The 15,648-nt window shown below is 71.4% G+C and carries 15 protein-coding genes and 2 pseudogenes; 15 read left to right on the forward strand and 2 right to left on the reverse strand.

The window, feature by feature from the left end; translation table 11 throughout:
* Nucleotides 1-42: 42 nt before the first annotated feature.
* On the reverse strand, nucleotides 43-636 hold the full coding sequence (locus AB0D59_RS09785; protein WP_362562963.1) for an RDD family protein: 594 nt from the start codon (nucleotides 634-636) through the stop codon (nucleotides 43-45).
* A gap of 230 nt (nucleotides 637-866) precedes the next feature.
* On the opposite strand from AB0D59_RS09785, the gene AB0D59_RS09790 reads away from it, so the two are divergent.
* From AB0D59_RS09790 to AB0D59_RS09825, 8 genes and pseudogenes are all read left to right on the forward strand, one after another.
* The gene (locus tag AB0D59_RS09790; RefSeq protein WP_362562965.1) at nucleotides 867-1,721 is read left to right on the forward strand and encodes a bifunctional methylenetetrahydrofolate dehydrogenase/methenyltetrahydrofolate cyclohydrolase; all 855 of its coding nucleotides are present in this window, start codon (nucleotides 867-869) and stop codon (nucleotides 1,719-1,721) included.
* On the forward strand, nucleotides 1,711-2,139 hold the full coding sequence (locus AB0D59_RS09795) for a DUF3017 domain-containing protein (RefSeq protein ID WP_362562968.1): 429 nt from the start codon (nucleotides 1,711-1,713) through the stop codon (nucleotides 2,137-2,139). Before AB0D59_RS09790 ends, AB0D59_RS09795 begins: the two co-directional genes overlap by 11 nt.
* 182 nt (nucleotides 2,140-2,321) lie before the next feature.
* Complete coding sequence (locus AB0D59_RS09800) at nucleotides 2,322-3,485, forward strand: sensor histidine kinase (RefSeq protein ID WP_362562970.1); 1,164 nt, start codon at nucleotides 2,322-2,324, stop codon at nucleotides 3,483-3,485.
* On the forward strand, nucleotides 3,482-4,177 hold the full coding sequence (locus AB0D59_RS09805) for a response regulator transcription factor (protein ID WP_362562972.1): 696 nt from the start codon (nucleotides 3,482-3,484) through the stop codon (nucleotides 4,175-4,177). Before AB0D59_RS09800 ends, AB0D59_RS09805 begins: the two co-directional genes overlap by 4 nt.
* A 239-nt stretch (nucleotides 4,178-4,416) precedes the next feature.
* Nucleotides 4,417-4,878 carry a helix-turn-helix transcriptional regulator gene (locus AB0D59_RS09810; protein ID WP_362562973.1) on the forward strand — a complete coding sequence of 154 codons (462 nt, stop codon included), beginning with the start codon at nucleotides 4,417-4,419 and terminating at the stop codon, nucleotides 4,876-4,878.
* A gap of 355 nt (nucleotides 4,879-5,233) precedes the next feature.
* Nucleotides 5,234-6,277, forward strand: a complete 1,044-nt coding sequence (locus tag AB0D59_RS09815) for a DUF2690 domain-containing protein (RefSeq protein ID WP_362562974.1) — start codon at nucleotides 5,234-5,236, stop codon at nucleotides 6,275-6,277.
* Between the two features lie 381 nt (nucleotides 6,278-6,658).
* Nucleotides 6,659-7,648 carry a malate dehydrogenase gene (locus AB0D59_RS09820; RefSeq protein WP_362562976.1) on the forward strand — a complete coding sequence of 330 codons (990 nt, stop codon included), beginning with the start codon at nucleotides 6,659-6,661 and terminating at the stop codon, nucleotides 7,646-7,648.
* Between the two features lie 278 nt (nucleotides 7,649-7,926).
* Nucleotides 7,927-8,564, forward strand: a pseudogene (locus tag AB0D59_RS09825) (IS200/IS605 family accessory protein TnpB-related protein); the annotation flags it as partial.
* 50 nt (nucleotides 8,565-8,614) lie between these two features.
* Here AB0D59_RS09825 and AB0D59_RS09830 read toward each other — a convergent pair.
* A pseudogene (locus AB0D59_RS09830) lies at nucleotides 8,615-8,967 on the reverse strand (FAD-binding oxidoreductase); the annotation flags it as partial.
* Between the two features lie 409 nt (nucleotides 8,968-9,376).
* Between AB0D59_RS09830 and AB0D59_RS09835 the strand changes: the two are divergent.
* The 7 genes from AB0D59_RS09835 to AB0D59_RS09865 all read left to right on the forward strand — a co-directional run bounded on the left by AB0D59_RS09835 (nucleotide 9,377) and on the right by AB0D59_RS09865 (nucleotide 15,574).
* Complete coding sequence (locus AB0D59_RS09835) at nucleotides 9,377-11,134, forward strand: hypothetical protein (RefSeq protein WP_362562977.1); 1,758 nt, start codon at nucleotides 9,377-9,379, stop codon at nucleotides 11,132-11,134.
* On the forward strand, nucleotides 11,124-11,474 hold the full coding sequence (locus tag AB0D59_RS09840; RefSeq protein WP_362562978.1) for a hypothetical protein: 351 nt from the start codon (nucleotides 11,124-11,126) through the stop codon (nucleotides 11,472-11,474). The genes AB0D59_RS09835 and AB0D59_RS09840 overlap by 11 nt, the downstream gene beginning before the upstream one ends.
* A 49-nt stretch (nucleotides 11,475-11,523) precedes the next feature.
* On the forward strand, nucleotides 11,524-11,862 hold the full coding sequence (locus AB0D59_RS09845; protein ID WP_362562981.1) for a hypothetical protein: 339 nt from the start codon (nucleotides 11,524-11,526) through the stop codon (nucleotides 11,860-11,862).
* Nucleotides 11,863-12,064: 202 nt separating this feature from the next.
* Nucleotides 12,065-12,787 carry a hypothetical protein gene (locus AB0D59_RS09850; RefSeq protein ID WP_362562983.1) on the forward strand — a complete coding sequence of 241 codons (723 nt, stop codon included), beginning with the start codon at nucleotides 12,065-12,067 and terminating at the stop codon, nucleotides 12,785-12,787.
* Between the two features lie 171 nt (nucleotides 12,788-12,958).
* Nucleotides 12,959-13,138: a hypothetical protein gene (locus AB0D59_RS09855; protein ID WP_362562984.1), complete on the forward strand. Its 180-nt coding sequence runs from the start codon at nucleotides 12,959-12,961 to the stop codon at nucleotides 13,136-13,138.
* Between the two features lie 23 nt (nucleotides 13,139-13,161).
* Nucleotides 13,162-13,899, forward strand: a complete 738-nt coding sequence (locus tag AB0D59_RS09860) for a DUF2637 domain-containing protein (protein WP_362562987.1) — start codon at nucleotides 13,162-13,164, stop codon at nucleotides 13,897-13,899.
* A 163-nt stretch (nucleotides 13,900-14,062) separates the two neighbouring features.
* A complete protein-coding gene (locus AB0D59_RS09865; RefSeq protein WP_362562988.1) occupies nucleotides 14,063-15,574 on the forward strand; it encodes an aldehyde dehydrogenase family protein in 1,512 nt (503 codons plus the stop codon).
* Nucleotides 15,575-15,648: the final 74 nt, after the last annotated feature.

Raw genomic sequence — 15,648 nt, forward strand, 5'->3', positions numbered from 1 at the left:
CCCTTGGAGTCTGCGGGAGTCGGCCGGTTGCTCAGTCGTCGCTCAGCTGCTGCGGATCACGATCGTGCCGCACACCTTGTCGGCGAACGTCTGGCGCTTGGAGTCCCACGCCGGCCACAGCCAGCCCAGGTAGCAGGCGAGGCTGTCCAGGATGTGGGCGATACGGCGCACGAAGGCCATGCCGACGCCGATCGGCTGGCCGGTGGCCTCCTTCACCAGGCGGATGCCCAGCGCCTTCTTGCCGACGGTCTGGCCGGTGCGGCCCTCCATGATCAGCTGCCAGATCGCCAGGCCGAGGAGCGCGAGACCGCCGATGGCCGCCAGCGCCGGGGTGTCCTTGCCGACGATCACCAGGATGTACGGCACCAGGAAGACCAGGCCGTCGACGAGCGTGCCGAGGAAGCGCTGACCCCAGTTCGCGTACGGCGGGGTCGCGCCGTACCCCTGCTGCGGGTAGCCGTAGCCGCCCTGCTGCGGGTAACCGGGCTGCTGGGGGTAGCCGTACCCCTGCTGCGGCGGCACACCCTGCGGGGCCTGCTGGTAGCCGGGCTGCTGCTGCGGGTAGCCGTAGCCGGGCTGACCCTGCTGCGGGTTCTGCGGCTGCTGACCGTAAGGGTTGGGCGAGCCGAAACTCATGGCCGATTTCCTCCGTTGGACCTGCGGGGACGACGCGGACAGGGACGGAGGTACGTCATGATCTGAGCGGTTTGCCCCCCAACCGGACCGCGATACTGCGCCGCTCATCGTTTAGTAAGGGCGAGTTGTTGTCCAGTCCGATTCGCGAGGTGTTGTGCAAGTGCAACATCATTGATCATGACCGCACACCCGATTGGAACCGGGACACCGGCATCCGCGAGGATGGAGCCATGACCGCCCAGATTCTCGATGGCAAGGCCACCGCAGCCGCGATCAAGTCCGATCTGACCGCCCGCGTGGCGGCGCTGAAGGAGAAGGGCGTCACGCCCGGCCTCGGCACGATCCTGGTCGGGGACGACCCCGGCAGTCAGAAGTACGTCGCCGGCAAGCACCGTGACTGTGCGCAGGTCGGCATCGCCTCCATCCAGCGCGAGCTGTCCGCCACCGCGACCCAGGAGGAGATCGAGGCCGTCGTCCGCGAGCTCAACGACGACCCGGCCTGCACCGGCTACATCGTGCAGCTCCCGCTGCCCAAGGGCATCGACGAGAACCGCATCCTCGAGCTGATGGACCCGCACAAGGACGCGGACGGCCTGCACCCGATGAACCTGGGCCGGCTGGTGCTCGGCGAGCCCGCGCCGCTGCCCTGCACCCCCAACGGCGTGCTGACCCTGCTGCGCCGCTACGGCGTCGAGATCAAGGGCGCCGAGGTCGTGGTCGTCGGCCGTGGCGTGACCATCGGGCGCCCGATGCCGCTGCTGCTCACCCGGCGCAGCGAGAACGCCACGGTCACCCAGTGCCATACCGGCACACGCGACCTGTCCGCCCATCTCAGGCGCGCCGACATCATCGTGGCCGCGGCCGGCTCCCCGCATCTGATCCGCGCCGAGGACGTCAAGCCGGGCGCGGCCGTCCTCGACATCGGCGTCTCCCGCAACGCCGACGGCAAGATCGTCGGCGATGTGCACCCGGGCGTCGCCGAGGTCGCCGGGTGGCTCTCCCCGAACCCCGGCGGTGTCGGGCCGATGACCCGGGCGCAGCTGCTCGTCAACGTGGTCGAGGCGGCGGAACGCAGTGTCGGCTGACGGCGGTCACGGACAGGGTGCGGGGCGCCGGGCGACCCGGCGCTTCCCGCTGTTCACACGGGACACGGCGCGCCCCGAGGGAGGCGGCAGGGCCGCGTCGGGAGACCTGCCGGCGCCGGCTCGGCAGTGGCCGCTGCTGGTGGTGCTGGCGACCGTCGCGGTGGGGTTGCTGCTGACCTCGCTGGACCAGTTCCGGGTGGGCGCGCTGCTGATCGGGGCGGCGCTGCTCGCGGGGGCGGTGATGCGGTGGATACTGCCGAGCGTGGGGATGCTGGCGGTGCGGTCCCGTTTCACGGACATCGCGACGTACGGGGTGCTGGGGCTGGCGATCGTGCTGCTGGCGTTGATGGCGCAGCCGAAGCCGTGGCTGGTGATCCCGTACCTGAAGGACACGCTGCACTTCACGATGAAGAGCTAGTGCCGCGACAGGCGTGTGAAAGAGGCCCGCACCTCCCCCGGTGGGTGCGGGCCTTCCCCCTTGGTTCAAGGTAGGGATCCGGAATGGCGGGCGAATCCCACCCCTGATTGAACCCCCTACAACTTCCGCGGTACGTCCGGTGGTTGACTCCCGGCCCCGGACCCCCGCGTTACGCTGCGGCGATGCGACTGCGGAACCCGCCCCCACTCGCCGTCGACACGCTGATCGCGTGCGGGACGGTCGTGATGGCCGTGTTGCTGGGGCGGGAGTCGCCCGCCCAGGGGTGGCCGCAGCTCGACGCGCGGGCCTATGCGCTGATCGTGCTGGCGCAGCTGCCCGTCGCCCTGCGCTGGCGGTGGCCGGTCGCGGTCTTCGCCGTCATGCAGTGCGCGTCGGTCGGCTATGTCAGCCTCGGCTTCTGGCCCGTGGTGTGCACCTTCGGCTCCCTGCTGGGGCTGTACACGGTCGCGTCGGTCCGGCCGGTCCGGGTCGCCGTCGGCTGCGCGGTCTGCATGACCGGCACGTGGGTGTACGCCGGGCTCGTCACCCACGGCTCCTCGATGCCCTCGGTCGTCGTGCAGGCCCTGCTGTACTGCTCGGTGTTCGTCTGGTTCGGGCATCTCGCGCAGCGGTCCGCCGTACTCTCCCGGCATCTGAAGGCCGAGCAGACCGAGCGGGCACGGCGGGCCGTCGCCGAGGAACGCGGGCGGATAGCGCGGGAGTTGCACGACGTCGTCGCCCATCACATGTCGGTGATCTCCGTGCAGGCGGGCCTCGCCCGGTTCGTCTTCGAGTCGGACCCCGGCAAGGCGCGCGGGGCGCTGGGGACGATCGCGGACACCAGCGGGGAGGCCCTGGAGGAGCTGCGGCGCATGCTCCAGGTGCTGCGGGAGGAGGATCCGCAGGCCGCCGAGCGGGCTCCCATGCCCACCCTGGACCGGCTCGCCGACCTCGTGGAGCGGGTGCGCAGCGCCGGGCTGCCGGTCGAGTTCGTGGTCGAGGGCGAGCCCCGGCCGCTGCCGCCCGGTGTCGAGCTGTGCGCCTACCGCGTGGTCCAGGAGGCGCTCACCAACGTCCTCAAGCACGCCGGTCAGGCGCACGCGCGCGTGGTGCTGCGGTACCGGCCGCACGAGCTGACCGTGTCCGTACGCGACGACGGGGAGGGGGTGAATCCGGACAGACTGCGAACGGGCGCCGGACATGGCTTGATTGGCATGCGTGAGCGGGCCAAGCTCTACGGCGGGACGATCAGCGTCGGCCCACGCCCCGAGGGCGGCTACGCGGTCGAACTGGCCCTGCCGACCTCGGCCACACTCGCACGGCGGGGGGACGACCGTACCGGATGACCAGAGTGCTCGTGGTCGACGACCAGTTCCTCATCCGCGCGGGTCTGGTGGGGCTGCTGGAAGCCGCGCCCGGGTTCGAGGTGGTCGGGGAGGCCGGGGACGGTACGGATGCGGTGCGGCTGGCCGCCGAGACCGGCCCCGACGTCGTGCTCATGGACATCCGGATGCCCGGTCTGAACGGCATCGAGGCCACCGAGCGCATCCTCGCGCAGGCGGCGGGGACCGCGCCCCGGGTCCTCGTGCTCACCACCTTCGACCTCGACGAGTACGTGTACGGCGCGCTGCGCGCCGGCGCCTCGGGGTTTCTCCTCAAGGACTCCGGCCCTGAACGGCTGCTGGCCGCCGTCACCGCGGTGGACGGCGGTGACGCCCTGTTCGCGCCCAGTGTCACCCGGCGCCTGGTCGAGGCCTTCGCCCGGCAGCACGGCCCCGACCCGCAGGCCGGCCCGCCGCCCGACCTCGACGTGCTGACCTCCCGTGAGCTCGAGGTCCTCAAGCTCACCGCGCGCGGACTGTCCAACCTGGAGATCGCCGACCGTCTCTACATCAGCGAGGCCACCGTGAAGACCCACCTCAACCGCACGATGACCAAGCTCGACCTGGGCAGCCGGGCGCAGGCGGTGGTGGTGGCGTACGAGACGGGACTGGTGACACCGGGCGGGCCCGGGGGGCCAGGAGGCCTGCGCGGCTGAAAGCGGCCGAAAGGCGGCCCGTCCCCTCCCCCGAGCAGGACGGACCGCCGTCGGGTTTCAGCCTTCCCGTCGCGCGGCGGCTGTTCAACGGCTGTCCGTGCGCTGTGGCACAGAGGTGACAGTTCCGCTACGGACCGGCCGCACTGCCACAACCTGCGGGAACCGTCGGGCCGCCGACCGTCGTCACCCGGTCTGAACTGGCAACGAACTGGCAACGCGGGAAGCCGTGGAGGTGTGTGATGGGCGGCTGGCAGCCGCTGCCGGAGGGGCTCCCGGCGGAGGTGCGGCACTTCGTGGAGCAGTTGCGGCTCCTCAAGGACGACACCGGTCTCAGCCTGGTCGCGCTGGGCGCCCGCACCGCGTACAGCAAGTCCTCCTGGCAGCGGTACCTCAACGCCGTACAGCCGCCGCCGCGGCAGGCCGTCGCCGCGCTGTGCCGGGCCGCGGGCCTCACCGGCGCCGACGCCGAACGGCACACCGTGCGCTGGGAGCTGGCCGTCCAGGCCTGGCCGCGCCCGGCGAACGCGCCGGAACGACCGCCCGGCGCCGGGGAGTACGAGGACGTCCCCACCCTCCCCTGGTGGGACCGCCCGGAGGAGGAGCAGGTGCCCCGCTCGCACGGCCGACTACTGCAGGCCGCGGTCCTGCTGCTGCTCGTACTGCTCCTGGCGGTGGTCGTCGGTGCCGTGCTTCTCGGGTGAGCCGGGTCTCCTGTGACCTGCGAGGTCACGGCCTGATGACCGGCGTGTCGATGTGTTGACAAGTTCGCGGATATGTCACGAAGCCGACTCACAAGCGGGCTAACGTGTCCAATCGGGACGAGCTGATGGCCCGTTGGACCGTGTCGCGGGAGGCGTGCGACGGTGCACGTGGGCAGGTCAGTGCTCCTGTGCGCCCCCTGCCGGGGGACTGGGTTCCGGGGGCGCCGCGGTCCGCTGGGTAGCCAGAACGGGGACCGGCGCGGGGGCACCACGCGCAAGGGGAACGCGGGGGAAGACACGGCACTGAACCGGGGACAAGAGGACCGGGGAGGACCGGGGGAAGAGGGGGGAAGCAATGCCTCGTTGGAAGGCTCTGCCGGATGAACTGGATCCGCAGGTAAGGGAGTTCGCGACCCAGTTGCGGCGGCTCGTGGACCGCGGCGGGCTGAGCGTCGCGGCACTGTCCGACCGCACCGGCTACAGCAAGACGTCCTGGGAGCGGTACCTGGGCGGGCGCCTGCTGGCGCCCAAGGGCGCGGTCGTCGCGCTCGCCGAGGTCACCGGCGCCAATCCCGTCCATCTCACCACCATGTGGGAGCTGGCCGAACGGGCCTGGAGCCGTTCGGAGATGCGCCACGACATGACGATGGAGGCGATCCGGGTCTCCCAGGCGCGGGCCGCGCTGGGGGAGTTCGGAGCGCCGCCGGCCACGTCCACGACCACGGCCGGCGGCAAGGCGCCGCGCCGGGCGGGCAGTGCCGTGGCGACGCCGGGGATCGCCGGGCCGGCGGGCGTCTCGCCCACCATCCCGCCCCAGCCGACGGCACCCGACGCGAACCGCCGGGAGGGGGCGGGGCCCCGCGGGCCGGTCGCGCCCGGGGGGATTGGTGCCCCCGGCGGCGGCCGGCGGCGGTTGACGATGTTCCTCGCGGGGGTGGTCGGCGTGGCCGTGGTCGTCGCCGCCGTCTTCTTCCTCACCGGCAACGACGGCGGCGACGGGAAGAAGAACCGGAGCGGTGCCACCTCGTCCGCCCCGTCCACCAGTGCCGGCAGCGACCTGCCGGCCGGCGTGAAGTGCGCGGGCGCCGGGTGCACCGGCAAGGACGCGGAGGCCATGGGGTGCAGCGGCGACCTGGTGACCACCGCCAAGACCGCCACGGTCGGCGCGACCACCCTGGAGGTCCGCTACAGCAGCACCTGCGGTGCCGCTTGGGGCCGTATCACCGGCGCCGCCCAGGGCGACTCGGTGCGGGTCACGGCCGACGCCACCACGAAGACCGGCGACATCACGGCCGTCGGCGACACGATCGCGTACACGCCGATGGTGGCGGTACGGGACGCGGCCCAGGCCAAGGCGTGCGCGACGCTGGCGTCGGGACGGACGGGGTGCACCTCGTAGAAACTCGGCAGGCCCAGGAATGCCGTGGCGTTTCCTGGGCACGCGAACCGTACCCCCCACGGGAGTCCGGATTCCGGTACCCCCGGGTGGCGGCCGCCCCGTCTCACCTCTCCCGGACGGGCGGCCGCCTCTTTCTTGTGCCGCCTGCGGGGTGGCGTCGGTAGGGTCACGTCAGTGGGGACGCATCTCTGGGGACACATCCCCGGGGTCATGTCTGTGGGGTCACGTCTGTGGGGTGAGCCACACCGACCCCTCCACGTCCGGCATCCGGAATGCGCGATAGCCTGACCGGTGGATCTCTTGATGCCGAGAGATCGATCATTTGTACGTCCGCACCCCAGGGCAAGGACGCCCACCGCCAGCTGTCATACGGAGAACGCCATGACCCGCACTCCCGTGAACGTCACCGTCACCGGCGCGGCCGGCCAGATCGGTTACGCCCTGCTCTTCCGCATCGCCTCCGGCCAGCTGCTCGGCGCGGACGTGCCGGTCCGGCTCCGCCTCCTGGAGATCACCCCCGCGCTCAAGGCCGCCGAGGGCACCGCCATGGAGCTCGACGACTGCGCCTTCCCGCTCCTCCAGGGCATCGACATCTCCGACGACCCGAACGTCGCCTTCGACGGCGCCAACGTCGCCCTCCTGGTCGGCGCCCGCCCCCGCACCAAGGGCATGGAGCGCGGTGACCTCCTGGAGGCCAACGGCGGCATCTTCAAGCCGCAGGGCAAGGCCATCAACGACCACGCCGCAGACGACATCAAGGTCCTGGTCGTCGGCAACCCGGCCAACACGAACGCGCTGATCGCGCAGGCCGCCGCCCCGGACGTACCGGCCGAGCGCTTCACCGCGATGACCCGCCTCGACCACAACCGCGCGCTGACGCAGCTGGCGAAGAAGACGGGCTCCACGGTCGCCGACATCAAGCGTCTGACCATCTGGGGCAACCACTCCGCCACCCAGTACCCCGACATCTTCCACGCCACCGTCGCCGGCAAGAACGCCGCGGAGGTCGTGAACGACGAGAAGTGGCTGGCCGAGGAGTTCATCCCGACCGTCGCCAAGCGCGGCGCGGCCATCATCGAGGCCCGCGGCGCGTCCTCCGCGGCCTCCGCCGCCAACGCCGCGATCGACCACGTCCACACCTGGGTCAACGGCACCGCCGACGGTGACTGGACCTCCATGGGCATCCCGTCGGACGGCTCCTACGGCGTCCCGGAGGGCCTGATCTCCTCCTTCCCGGTCACCACCAAGGACGGCGTGTACGAGATCGTGCAGGGCCTGGAGATCAGCGAGTTCTCCCGCGCCCGCATCGACGCCTCGGTGCAGGAGCTGGCGGAGGAGCGCGACGCGGTCCGCGCCCTCGGCCTCATCTGAGCCTCCCGCACCCACGGGCCCCACTCCGGTTTCGTCCGGAACGGGGCCCGTTCCCGTTTTCGCCGCTACCGTCGGAAGAGGCAGGCGGTGGAGTGAATCGGGGGGTTGTGAACAGGTGGTGATCGACGGTAGGTGAGCGCGTTCTGGCACGAATGAGTGAGTCTTCGGGCGGTGGCGGGCGCACGCGCCGGGTGGAGAACGAAGTTTCTTGTCTCGAATGCGTGACCTTGGTCGGTGCTGGTCGTCGGGTGGGTGACGGAATTCGGCGGCGTCGGGGGGTGCGGGCGTGGAGCGGACTGCGGGAGGTGGCGGCGCCGTTCGTGGTGCCCGGTCCATCGGGAGTCGCGGTCCGTACCCGGCTCAAAGGTCTGACCGACGAGGACGAGAAGGCGCTGTGCCTGGTCGGTGACCACCTCGCATCGCTCGCCTCCCGTGATCTGAGGGCACGGTGTGGGGCCGGGCTGGACCACGACAGCGAGCAGTGGGCGCAGCGCAAGCGCACCCTCACCGAGGAGTCCTCCTCCCGCTGGGCCGGCAGCATCAGGAAGGCCACCCACGATCAGTGGGCGCTCGCCCGGCGAGGTCGGCTCGCGCACATCCACAGCCTTCAGGCCGGCGTGCAGACGATCAGGCACCGGCTGTCCCTGCCCGTGGGCGAGAAAGGTGGCAAGCGTGTTCCGGGCGGCTATCGCAGCAAACAGGAGTGGTTCGCCAAGTCCCGTCGCCTGCACGTCCTCGAAGACCGGCTCCAGGCCGCGAGAGCCGACTGGCAGCAGGTGTCGTGCACGTGGTGCGCGGCGCCAAGCGGCTGCTGACCACCCGCCATCACCTGGAGCAGGCGCAGTTGGCCGAAGAGGAGTGGCGTCGGCGGTGGCAGGCCGAACGACGGTTCCTCCAGGCGGACGGCGAGTCCGGCACTCTGGAGAAACGGCAGCGCACGCAGCGGTCCATGCCCGGAGTGTTTCCCCAGACATGGTGAGCTGCCTCGGGGCGCAGCGTGAACGCGCCCTCGGGCCTGCGCAGTCGCACCTGCTCGCCGGTGCCGACCGTGCGCCCCCACCGGGCCCCGGCCCGCCCTCGGGATGGTCCAGCACGCACAACTCGACGACGCCGGACGGGTCGTAGTGCCATACGGAGTACGTGCGGAGGGTCAGACCGGTGACCAGGACCCGGACCTGCTGGCCGGGCCGGACGTCGAGACCGGCGAGCTGGTCGCCGTCGATGCGCAGCCGGCGGATGCGGGCGCTGACCTGTTCGGCCTCGGTGACGGTGCCGCGCAGGGTCAGCAGGTCGAGGATGGGATTCAGCAGAGCGGGCATCGGTGGCTCCTCGGCGGGCCGTATGGGCAGGGGAGTTGCTCAGGCACCGGTTGAACGCGATAGTGCGCGTTTCCGGCCAGACGCGATAGTGCGTGTCAGGGGTCGGTCGCGGTAACCGGCCACCACGAGCACCGTCGCCGCGAGCACCAGCAGCGCGACCGTGCGCAGCGCCGGGCCCATGCCGGAGACGAGGTGTGGGCGGACAGGCTCGTCCCAGTGACCGCGACCGGCGGACCCGGGTCGTTGGCACTGCGGGGCCGTAGTCCCCGCCGGTCGACTCCTGACCAGACGCGACTTCGGGCAATTCCGTTTCACCGGTCACGGCCGCCCCCCTATGCTGATGGTTTGTCAACTCGACGTCCAGCAACGCACTTCCAGCACCGCCTTTCACACGCATCGGGGGATCGTCGTGAGCACCGCTTACGTGCCGCAACAACCACAGCCGGGACCGCCCGCCGGGCCACCGCCCGCGCTGCCGCCCGTACCGCCGTACGCCAGTGAGGCCAGTCGGCTGCTGTGCGCTGGTACCTATCTGGATTCCGCATACCGGGACCGGGTCATCGAGGAACTCCACCTCAACGAACAGCGGATCGCGGCGCCCTCGCTCGGCTTCGACGCTGCCCGGGTCCTTGCCCACGCCCTGCGCGCCCGCCGCCAGGAACTGCTGTGGGCCGGGGCGATCCTCGGCCTGTGGGTGGTGGGGCTGCCGCTCAGTGGCGGGCTGCTCCTGCTCTTCCTGGTGCCGGGCATCGCGCTCGCCGTCGCGCCCTGGATCAGGGGCCGCGCCGCCCACCCGCCGCTGTACCGGGTGATCGCCGCCTTCCTGCTCCGCTGGTGGGGCCGGTCGTTCTACGCGTTCGCCCTGATCGCGACCCTCGTCGTCGCGTTCGGCGGCGGCTCGGACGACGGCCCGTCGTACGACTCGTACGGCTCCGACGGTTACTACGGCTCCGGCTACTCCGACTCGACCGGCTTCGGCGACCTGTTCGCCCCGGGCGTCGGCGACTTCGGCGGCCTGGCCGAGGCCTGGCACGCCTGGCTCACACTCGCCGTGTTCGCCGGTGTCGCCCTGTGCGCGCACGCCCAGCGCACCCAGTTCAGCCGGGCGCTGGCCGGCGAGCTCTCCCCGCAGCGCTTCCCGGACGCGGCGAGCGACCCCGCCGAGAAGGCGGAGAACCCCCGCTTCCAGCGGCTCAAGCAGCGCATCCGGATCGAACAGCACGCGCCGCTGATCATGTACAACGAGGCCGATCCGTTCTGCGGGGCGGGCGCCGCCTACGACACATGGGTGCTCGCCGTCGAACTAAAGCCCGACGAGCTGAAGAAGGAGCGGCAGCCGCTCAGCAACCGGGCGATCCTGGAGAAGGTCCGTCCGCTGCTCGAACAGCTCCGCGTCCCCGCCGAGTACGCCGGACCCGGCAACCGCGACCGGCTGCGCCAGCTGGAGATCGACGAGTGCGTGTTCCTGCCCGCCGAGGGGCTGCTCACCCGGGACCAGGCGCCGTACACCCCGCAGGCCTTCGAGGAGCACCGGGCGAGGGCCGTCGAGGAAGGCGCCGAGAAGCGCCGGCACTTCCTGCGGATCCGGGTCGGCGGCTGGGAGGAGGAGGTGGTCGTCACGGTGTTCGTGCGCATCCACACCCAGGGCCGGATGCTCGTGCTGGAGATCGCCCCGCATGTACTGACCCCGGTCCGTGCGGACTTCAAGGGCGCCGACCGCACCGCCCACCGGTTCCGGAACAACAACTGGGCCGGCAAGACGGCCGCCGCGATCGCCCTGGTCCCCGGCTCGGTGGGCCGCTCGGTGGGCCAGCTCGGCCGGGGCGCCGTGTACCTCTGGCGGCTGCTGACCGGCGGCCACGCGGGCGCGCTGCCCGAGGGGCCGGCGCTGTCCGTGCGTGAACTGGGCGCGGTGGACGTCGGCTCCCACTTCCAGGAGATGGACGTCGTCCGGTACCTGCGCAGCATCCAGGACCGGGTGGCCAACGGCGTACGGGTCGCGCTCGCCGAAGCCGGCTACGAGACCGGCGAGTTCGTCCAGAAGACCGTCAACAACAGCACCAACGTGAGCATCGACCGGGTCGAGGGCTCCACGCTCGCCTTCGGCAGCCACGCCACCGCCACCAGTCACACGACGCAGAAGGGGCCCGACAGCAATGGCAAGTGACGAGCCGCAGGTCACCCTGGGGAACATCTCCGGGAGCACGTTCGCCATCGGCAGCCACGCGCACGCCGAGAGCCACCACCACGGCGCCGCCGGCTCCCCGGCCGACGAGGAACTCCTCGCAGCGGTACGGGAGCTGCGCGCCGACCTGGTGCGGGTGCGGGGCACCGAGCAGACGGCGGCGCTGGGCACGGCGCTCGCCGAGACCGAGGACGAGATCACCCGCACCGGCCAGGCAGGCCCCACCCGCCGGGAACGCCTGCGTGAACTCCTCACCGACTCCCAGGCCCTCCTGAACGTCCTGGCCTCGGCGGGCACACTGGCCGGCCTGCTGGGGAGGTGAGAGAGCCGATGAGCAACGGGGGAGCGCGGCACTGGAACGAGGACGCACAATGCTGGGAGGCCGGGCCCCAGCCCACCACCACGACGCCCCCACCACCGGCGGCGGGGCCGACACCGACTCCGCCGCCACGGGCTGGGCAGACGGTGACTTCGCCGCCATCGGCCGGGCAGACGGTGACCTCGCCGTCGGCGGCCGGGTCGACAGCGACTCCGCCGTCCCCGGCCCGGCCGGAGAACCGGCCGACGGAGGCGGTGGCTCCGGCTTCGATACCCCCCGCCCCTCCGGCGGCGGCTTCGGCTCCGGTCCCGGCTTCCCCTCCGGCATCGGCTCCGGCACCGGTACCGCCCTTCCCTCCGCCATCGACGGCGGCTTCGGCTCCGCCGGTTGAGTGGTGGTCGGAGGCGGGCCGGGCTCCGTCGTGGGCGTCGGCCGGTGGTACTCCCGGTCGGCCGTCCGGCGAGCCGTCCTGGCCGCCCGCCGAATCGGCCCCACCGCCAGTAGAAACGGTCTGGGCGCCCGCTGAGTCGGTCTGGGTACCCGCCGGGCCGGACCGGGTGGCCGGGTTCTCCCGGCGGCCCGGGCGTAGGGTCGTGTGGTCCGTCGTCGTCGGAGCCGCTGCCGTCGGTGTGGCCGTCAGCCTGGTGCTGACCCTGGTGGTCGGCAAGGGGGAGGGCGGCAAGCCTGCCGTGGCCGACTCCTCCGTCAGCCCGGCCTCCTCCGCGGCGCCTCGGACGGTGTCGGAGTCGCCCTCCGACAGCGGAACCCCGTCCCTGTCGTCCCCGTCGGCCTCCGCACCTCCCGCCGGATACGAGGTGCGGCACGACGCCGAGGGCTTCCGGATCGCCGTCCCCGAGGGCTGGTCGCGGTCCACCGTCGACTCCTCGTACGGCATCGCTGTCGTCAGCTACCGCAGCCCGGACCGTGAGCACCGGCTGCAGGTCTACCAGGTCGCCGAGGACTCCCCGGACGCCTCCTTCGAGCTGTACCTCTCCGACCAGACCCCCAAGCCGGACGGCTTCCAGGAGCTGGGTCTGACCAGCCTCGACGACGTCGGCTTCACCGGCTCCCGGCTGGAGTACCTGGCCGGCACGATCGGCGGTGAGCCGGACGTCGGCACCTGGCATGTCGTCGACGAGCGGTTCGTCGCACCCGACGGCAACATCTACGCCATCGCCTCCTACGGCCCCGACTCCGACGGCCGCGACGACGAGCTGGGCCATCTGGCGACGGCGGTGGACTGGTTCTGCCCGCCGGACACGGCCTGCGACGCGGATCCCGGCGCGGACCCCGGCGCGGACCCCGGCGTGGACTGAGTGCCCGCTCCCGTGCCGCCCGCGCCGCCGTTCATTTAATTCCAGTATCCGCGGAATATAATTGCCTGTCTATTCACAAGTGTGCAGCGCCAGGTATTCTATAGGTTCTCTTCCGGGTGATCTAAATTCCCCCGAACGCCCCAAACCCCGTCCTGTGTGACGGTCGTTAAGGTGACCGTGACGCGATTGGACTGGCTTACCGCCGAAGACCACCCGACGACAGCGCTCCGCTGGCCCGGAAGTATGGATATCACCTCATGCTCGGACCTGCTCGATGATTTCCTGACGAGAATCAACGCGCTGGAAAAGGATTATCGGCGGACGTTGGCCGATCTGTACGGCGCGTCCTGAAGCAGGGTGCGGAGGTTTTATCGATGGACGGGATTCAACGCGATGCGGGTCTGTACGACCATCCCGGTCTCTACGACCATCCCGGTCTTCATGACCATCCCGGTCTGTACGAGCATCCCGGACTCTATGACCATCCGGGTCTCTACGACCATGCCTGGGGCGCGCCGGAGCCGGACGTCGCGCCGAACGACTGGGATCCGGTCGAGGAGCTGGCCCAGATGCTGTCCGCGCCGGCCGGCGCGGCCACGGCTCCCACCCTGCTGGACGTACCGGCCCAGCGCAGGAGCAGTCGTCGGCGACTCCGCCAGGACTCCCATCTGCTCGACGGCGGCCGGAGCGTCACGCACATCACGCTCCTGATCGCGACGGTCTCGCTGTGTGCGGTGTGCATGCTGGTCTGGTCCGTCTGCTACTCCTACGGGCAGCTGCGCGGGATCGCCTCGTCGGTGCTGCCCGCGGGGCTGGCGCGGTACTGGCCGCTGACGGTGTACGGCCCGTGGTTCGTGGCGGCGCTCTCCGTCCTGCGGGCCACCGCTCAGCGCCGGAGCGCACGCCGGTCCTGGTGTGTGGTGCTGGCCGCCTCCGTCCTGGCCGTCGCGCTGTGTGCCAGCCACTCGTCCCATGCGCTGTTGTCGTTAGTGATCTTCGGGATTCCGCCGGTGACTGCTCTGGTGTGCTTCTGGGAACTCGTCGGTCAGATCTCGACCAGGACCAGGCCCCGGCACGCCACGCGCGCCGAACCGTCGAGTGCCACGCCCTGAGAGAGACGTTTGCCCTGTTTCGTCCGACTGTTCAGTGATGCAGCACACTTTCGGCCACGGATTGCGCATGCAATCCGGGACCGAGGGCAGGTGGTGACGGTCCCCGAGTGTGACTCCTGTGTCACACAGGGGCACTGAACAGGAACGGAAGGCAATACCGATCATGGCGGACCGAACGGCACAAGCGACCATCCATGCCGGAGGCGAGTGGCTGGAAGCCGTCTCCGGCGCGACACGCGAGATCATCGACCCCGCGGACGGCCTGTCCTTCGCCGTGGTCGCCGAGGGTGACGAGAAGGACGCGGAGACGGCGGTGGCCGCCGCACGGCGTGCCTTCGACACCGGCGACTGGCCCCGCACCCCGGTCGCCGAGCGCGCCGCCCTGCTCCGCCGGGTGGCCGACCTGCTCGTACGCGACCGCGAGGAGCTGGGCCTCCTGGAGAGCCGGGACGCGGGCAAGACCGTCGAGGAGGGCCGGGTCGACATCGACTGCGTCGCCGACGCCTTCCGCTACTTCGCCGATCTGGTGGCGGCGGAGGGCACGGGCCGGGTGGTGGACGCGGGCTCGCCCGACATCCACAGCGTCGTCGTCCACGAGCCCGTCGGCGTCTGCGCCCTGATCACCCCCTGGAACTACCCCCTGCTCCAGGCGAGCTGGAAGATCGCTCCGGCTCTGGCGGCGGGCAACACCTTCGTGATCAAGCCGAGCGAGATCACCCCGCTGACGACCGTCGCGCTGGTCGAGCTGCTGGCGGAGGCCGGGCTGCCGGCCGGAGCCGCCAACCTCGTCACCGGCCCCGGGCACAGCGTGGGCGCCCGCCTCGCCGAGCACCCCGACGTCGACCTGGTCTCCTTCACCGGCGGACTGGTCAGCGGGGTCAAGGTCGCCCAGGCGGCCGCCGTGTCGGTCAAGAAGGTCGCCCTCGAACTCGGCGGCAAGAACCCCAACGTCGTCTTCGCCGACGCCTGCGCCACCGACGAGGGCTTCGACACCGCCGTCGACCAGGCCCTCAACGCCGCCTTCATCCACAGCGGCCAGGTCTGCTCGGCCGGCGCCCGGCTGATCGTCGAGGAGCCGCTCAGGGAACGGTTCGTCGCCGAACTCGCCCGCCGGGCCGCCCGGATCCGCCTCGGACGCGGTACGGCGGACGGCGTCGAGTGCGGCCCGCTCGTCTCCGAGCAGCAGCGCGCCAAGACCGAGGCGTACGTGGCGTCGGCACTGGCGGAGGGCGCGGTGCTGCGTTCCGGCGGCAAGCGTCCCGAACCGTCCGCCGACCGGCCCGCCGGCGGCTACTTCTACGAGCCGACCGTGCTCGACCAGTGCCACCGGGAGATGAAGGTCGTCCGCGAGGAGGTCTTCGGACCGGTCCTCACCGTCGAGACCTTCCGCACCGAGGACGAGGCGGTCGCCCTCGCCAACGACACCGAGTACGGCCTGGCCGGTGCCGTCTGGACCGCCGACGCCGGACGCGCCCGCCGGGTCGCGGGGCGGCTGCGGCACGGCACCGTCTGGATCAACGACTTCCACCCCTATCTCCCGCAGGCGGAGTGGGGCGGCTTCGGGAAGAGCGGCACCGGCCGCGAGCTGGGGCCCGCCGGGCTCGCCGAGTACCGCGAGACCAAGCACGTCTACCAGAACCTCGCACCGCGGCCGGTCCGCTGGTTCGCCGGCTGAGCCCACCCGACCGCCGTACGCGAGAAGCCGCGACGCGAGAAGAGCCGCCGGACGAGAAGAGCGGCGACGCGAGA

It is taken from the genome of Streptomyces sp. NPDC048417 (genome assembly GCF_040651615.1).
Lineage (GTDB): Bacteria > Actinomycetota > Actinomycetes > Streptomycetales > Streptomycetaceae > Streptomyces.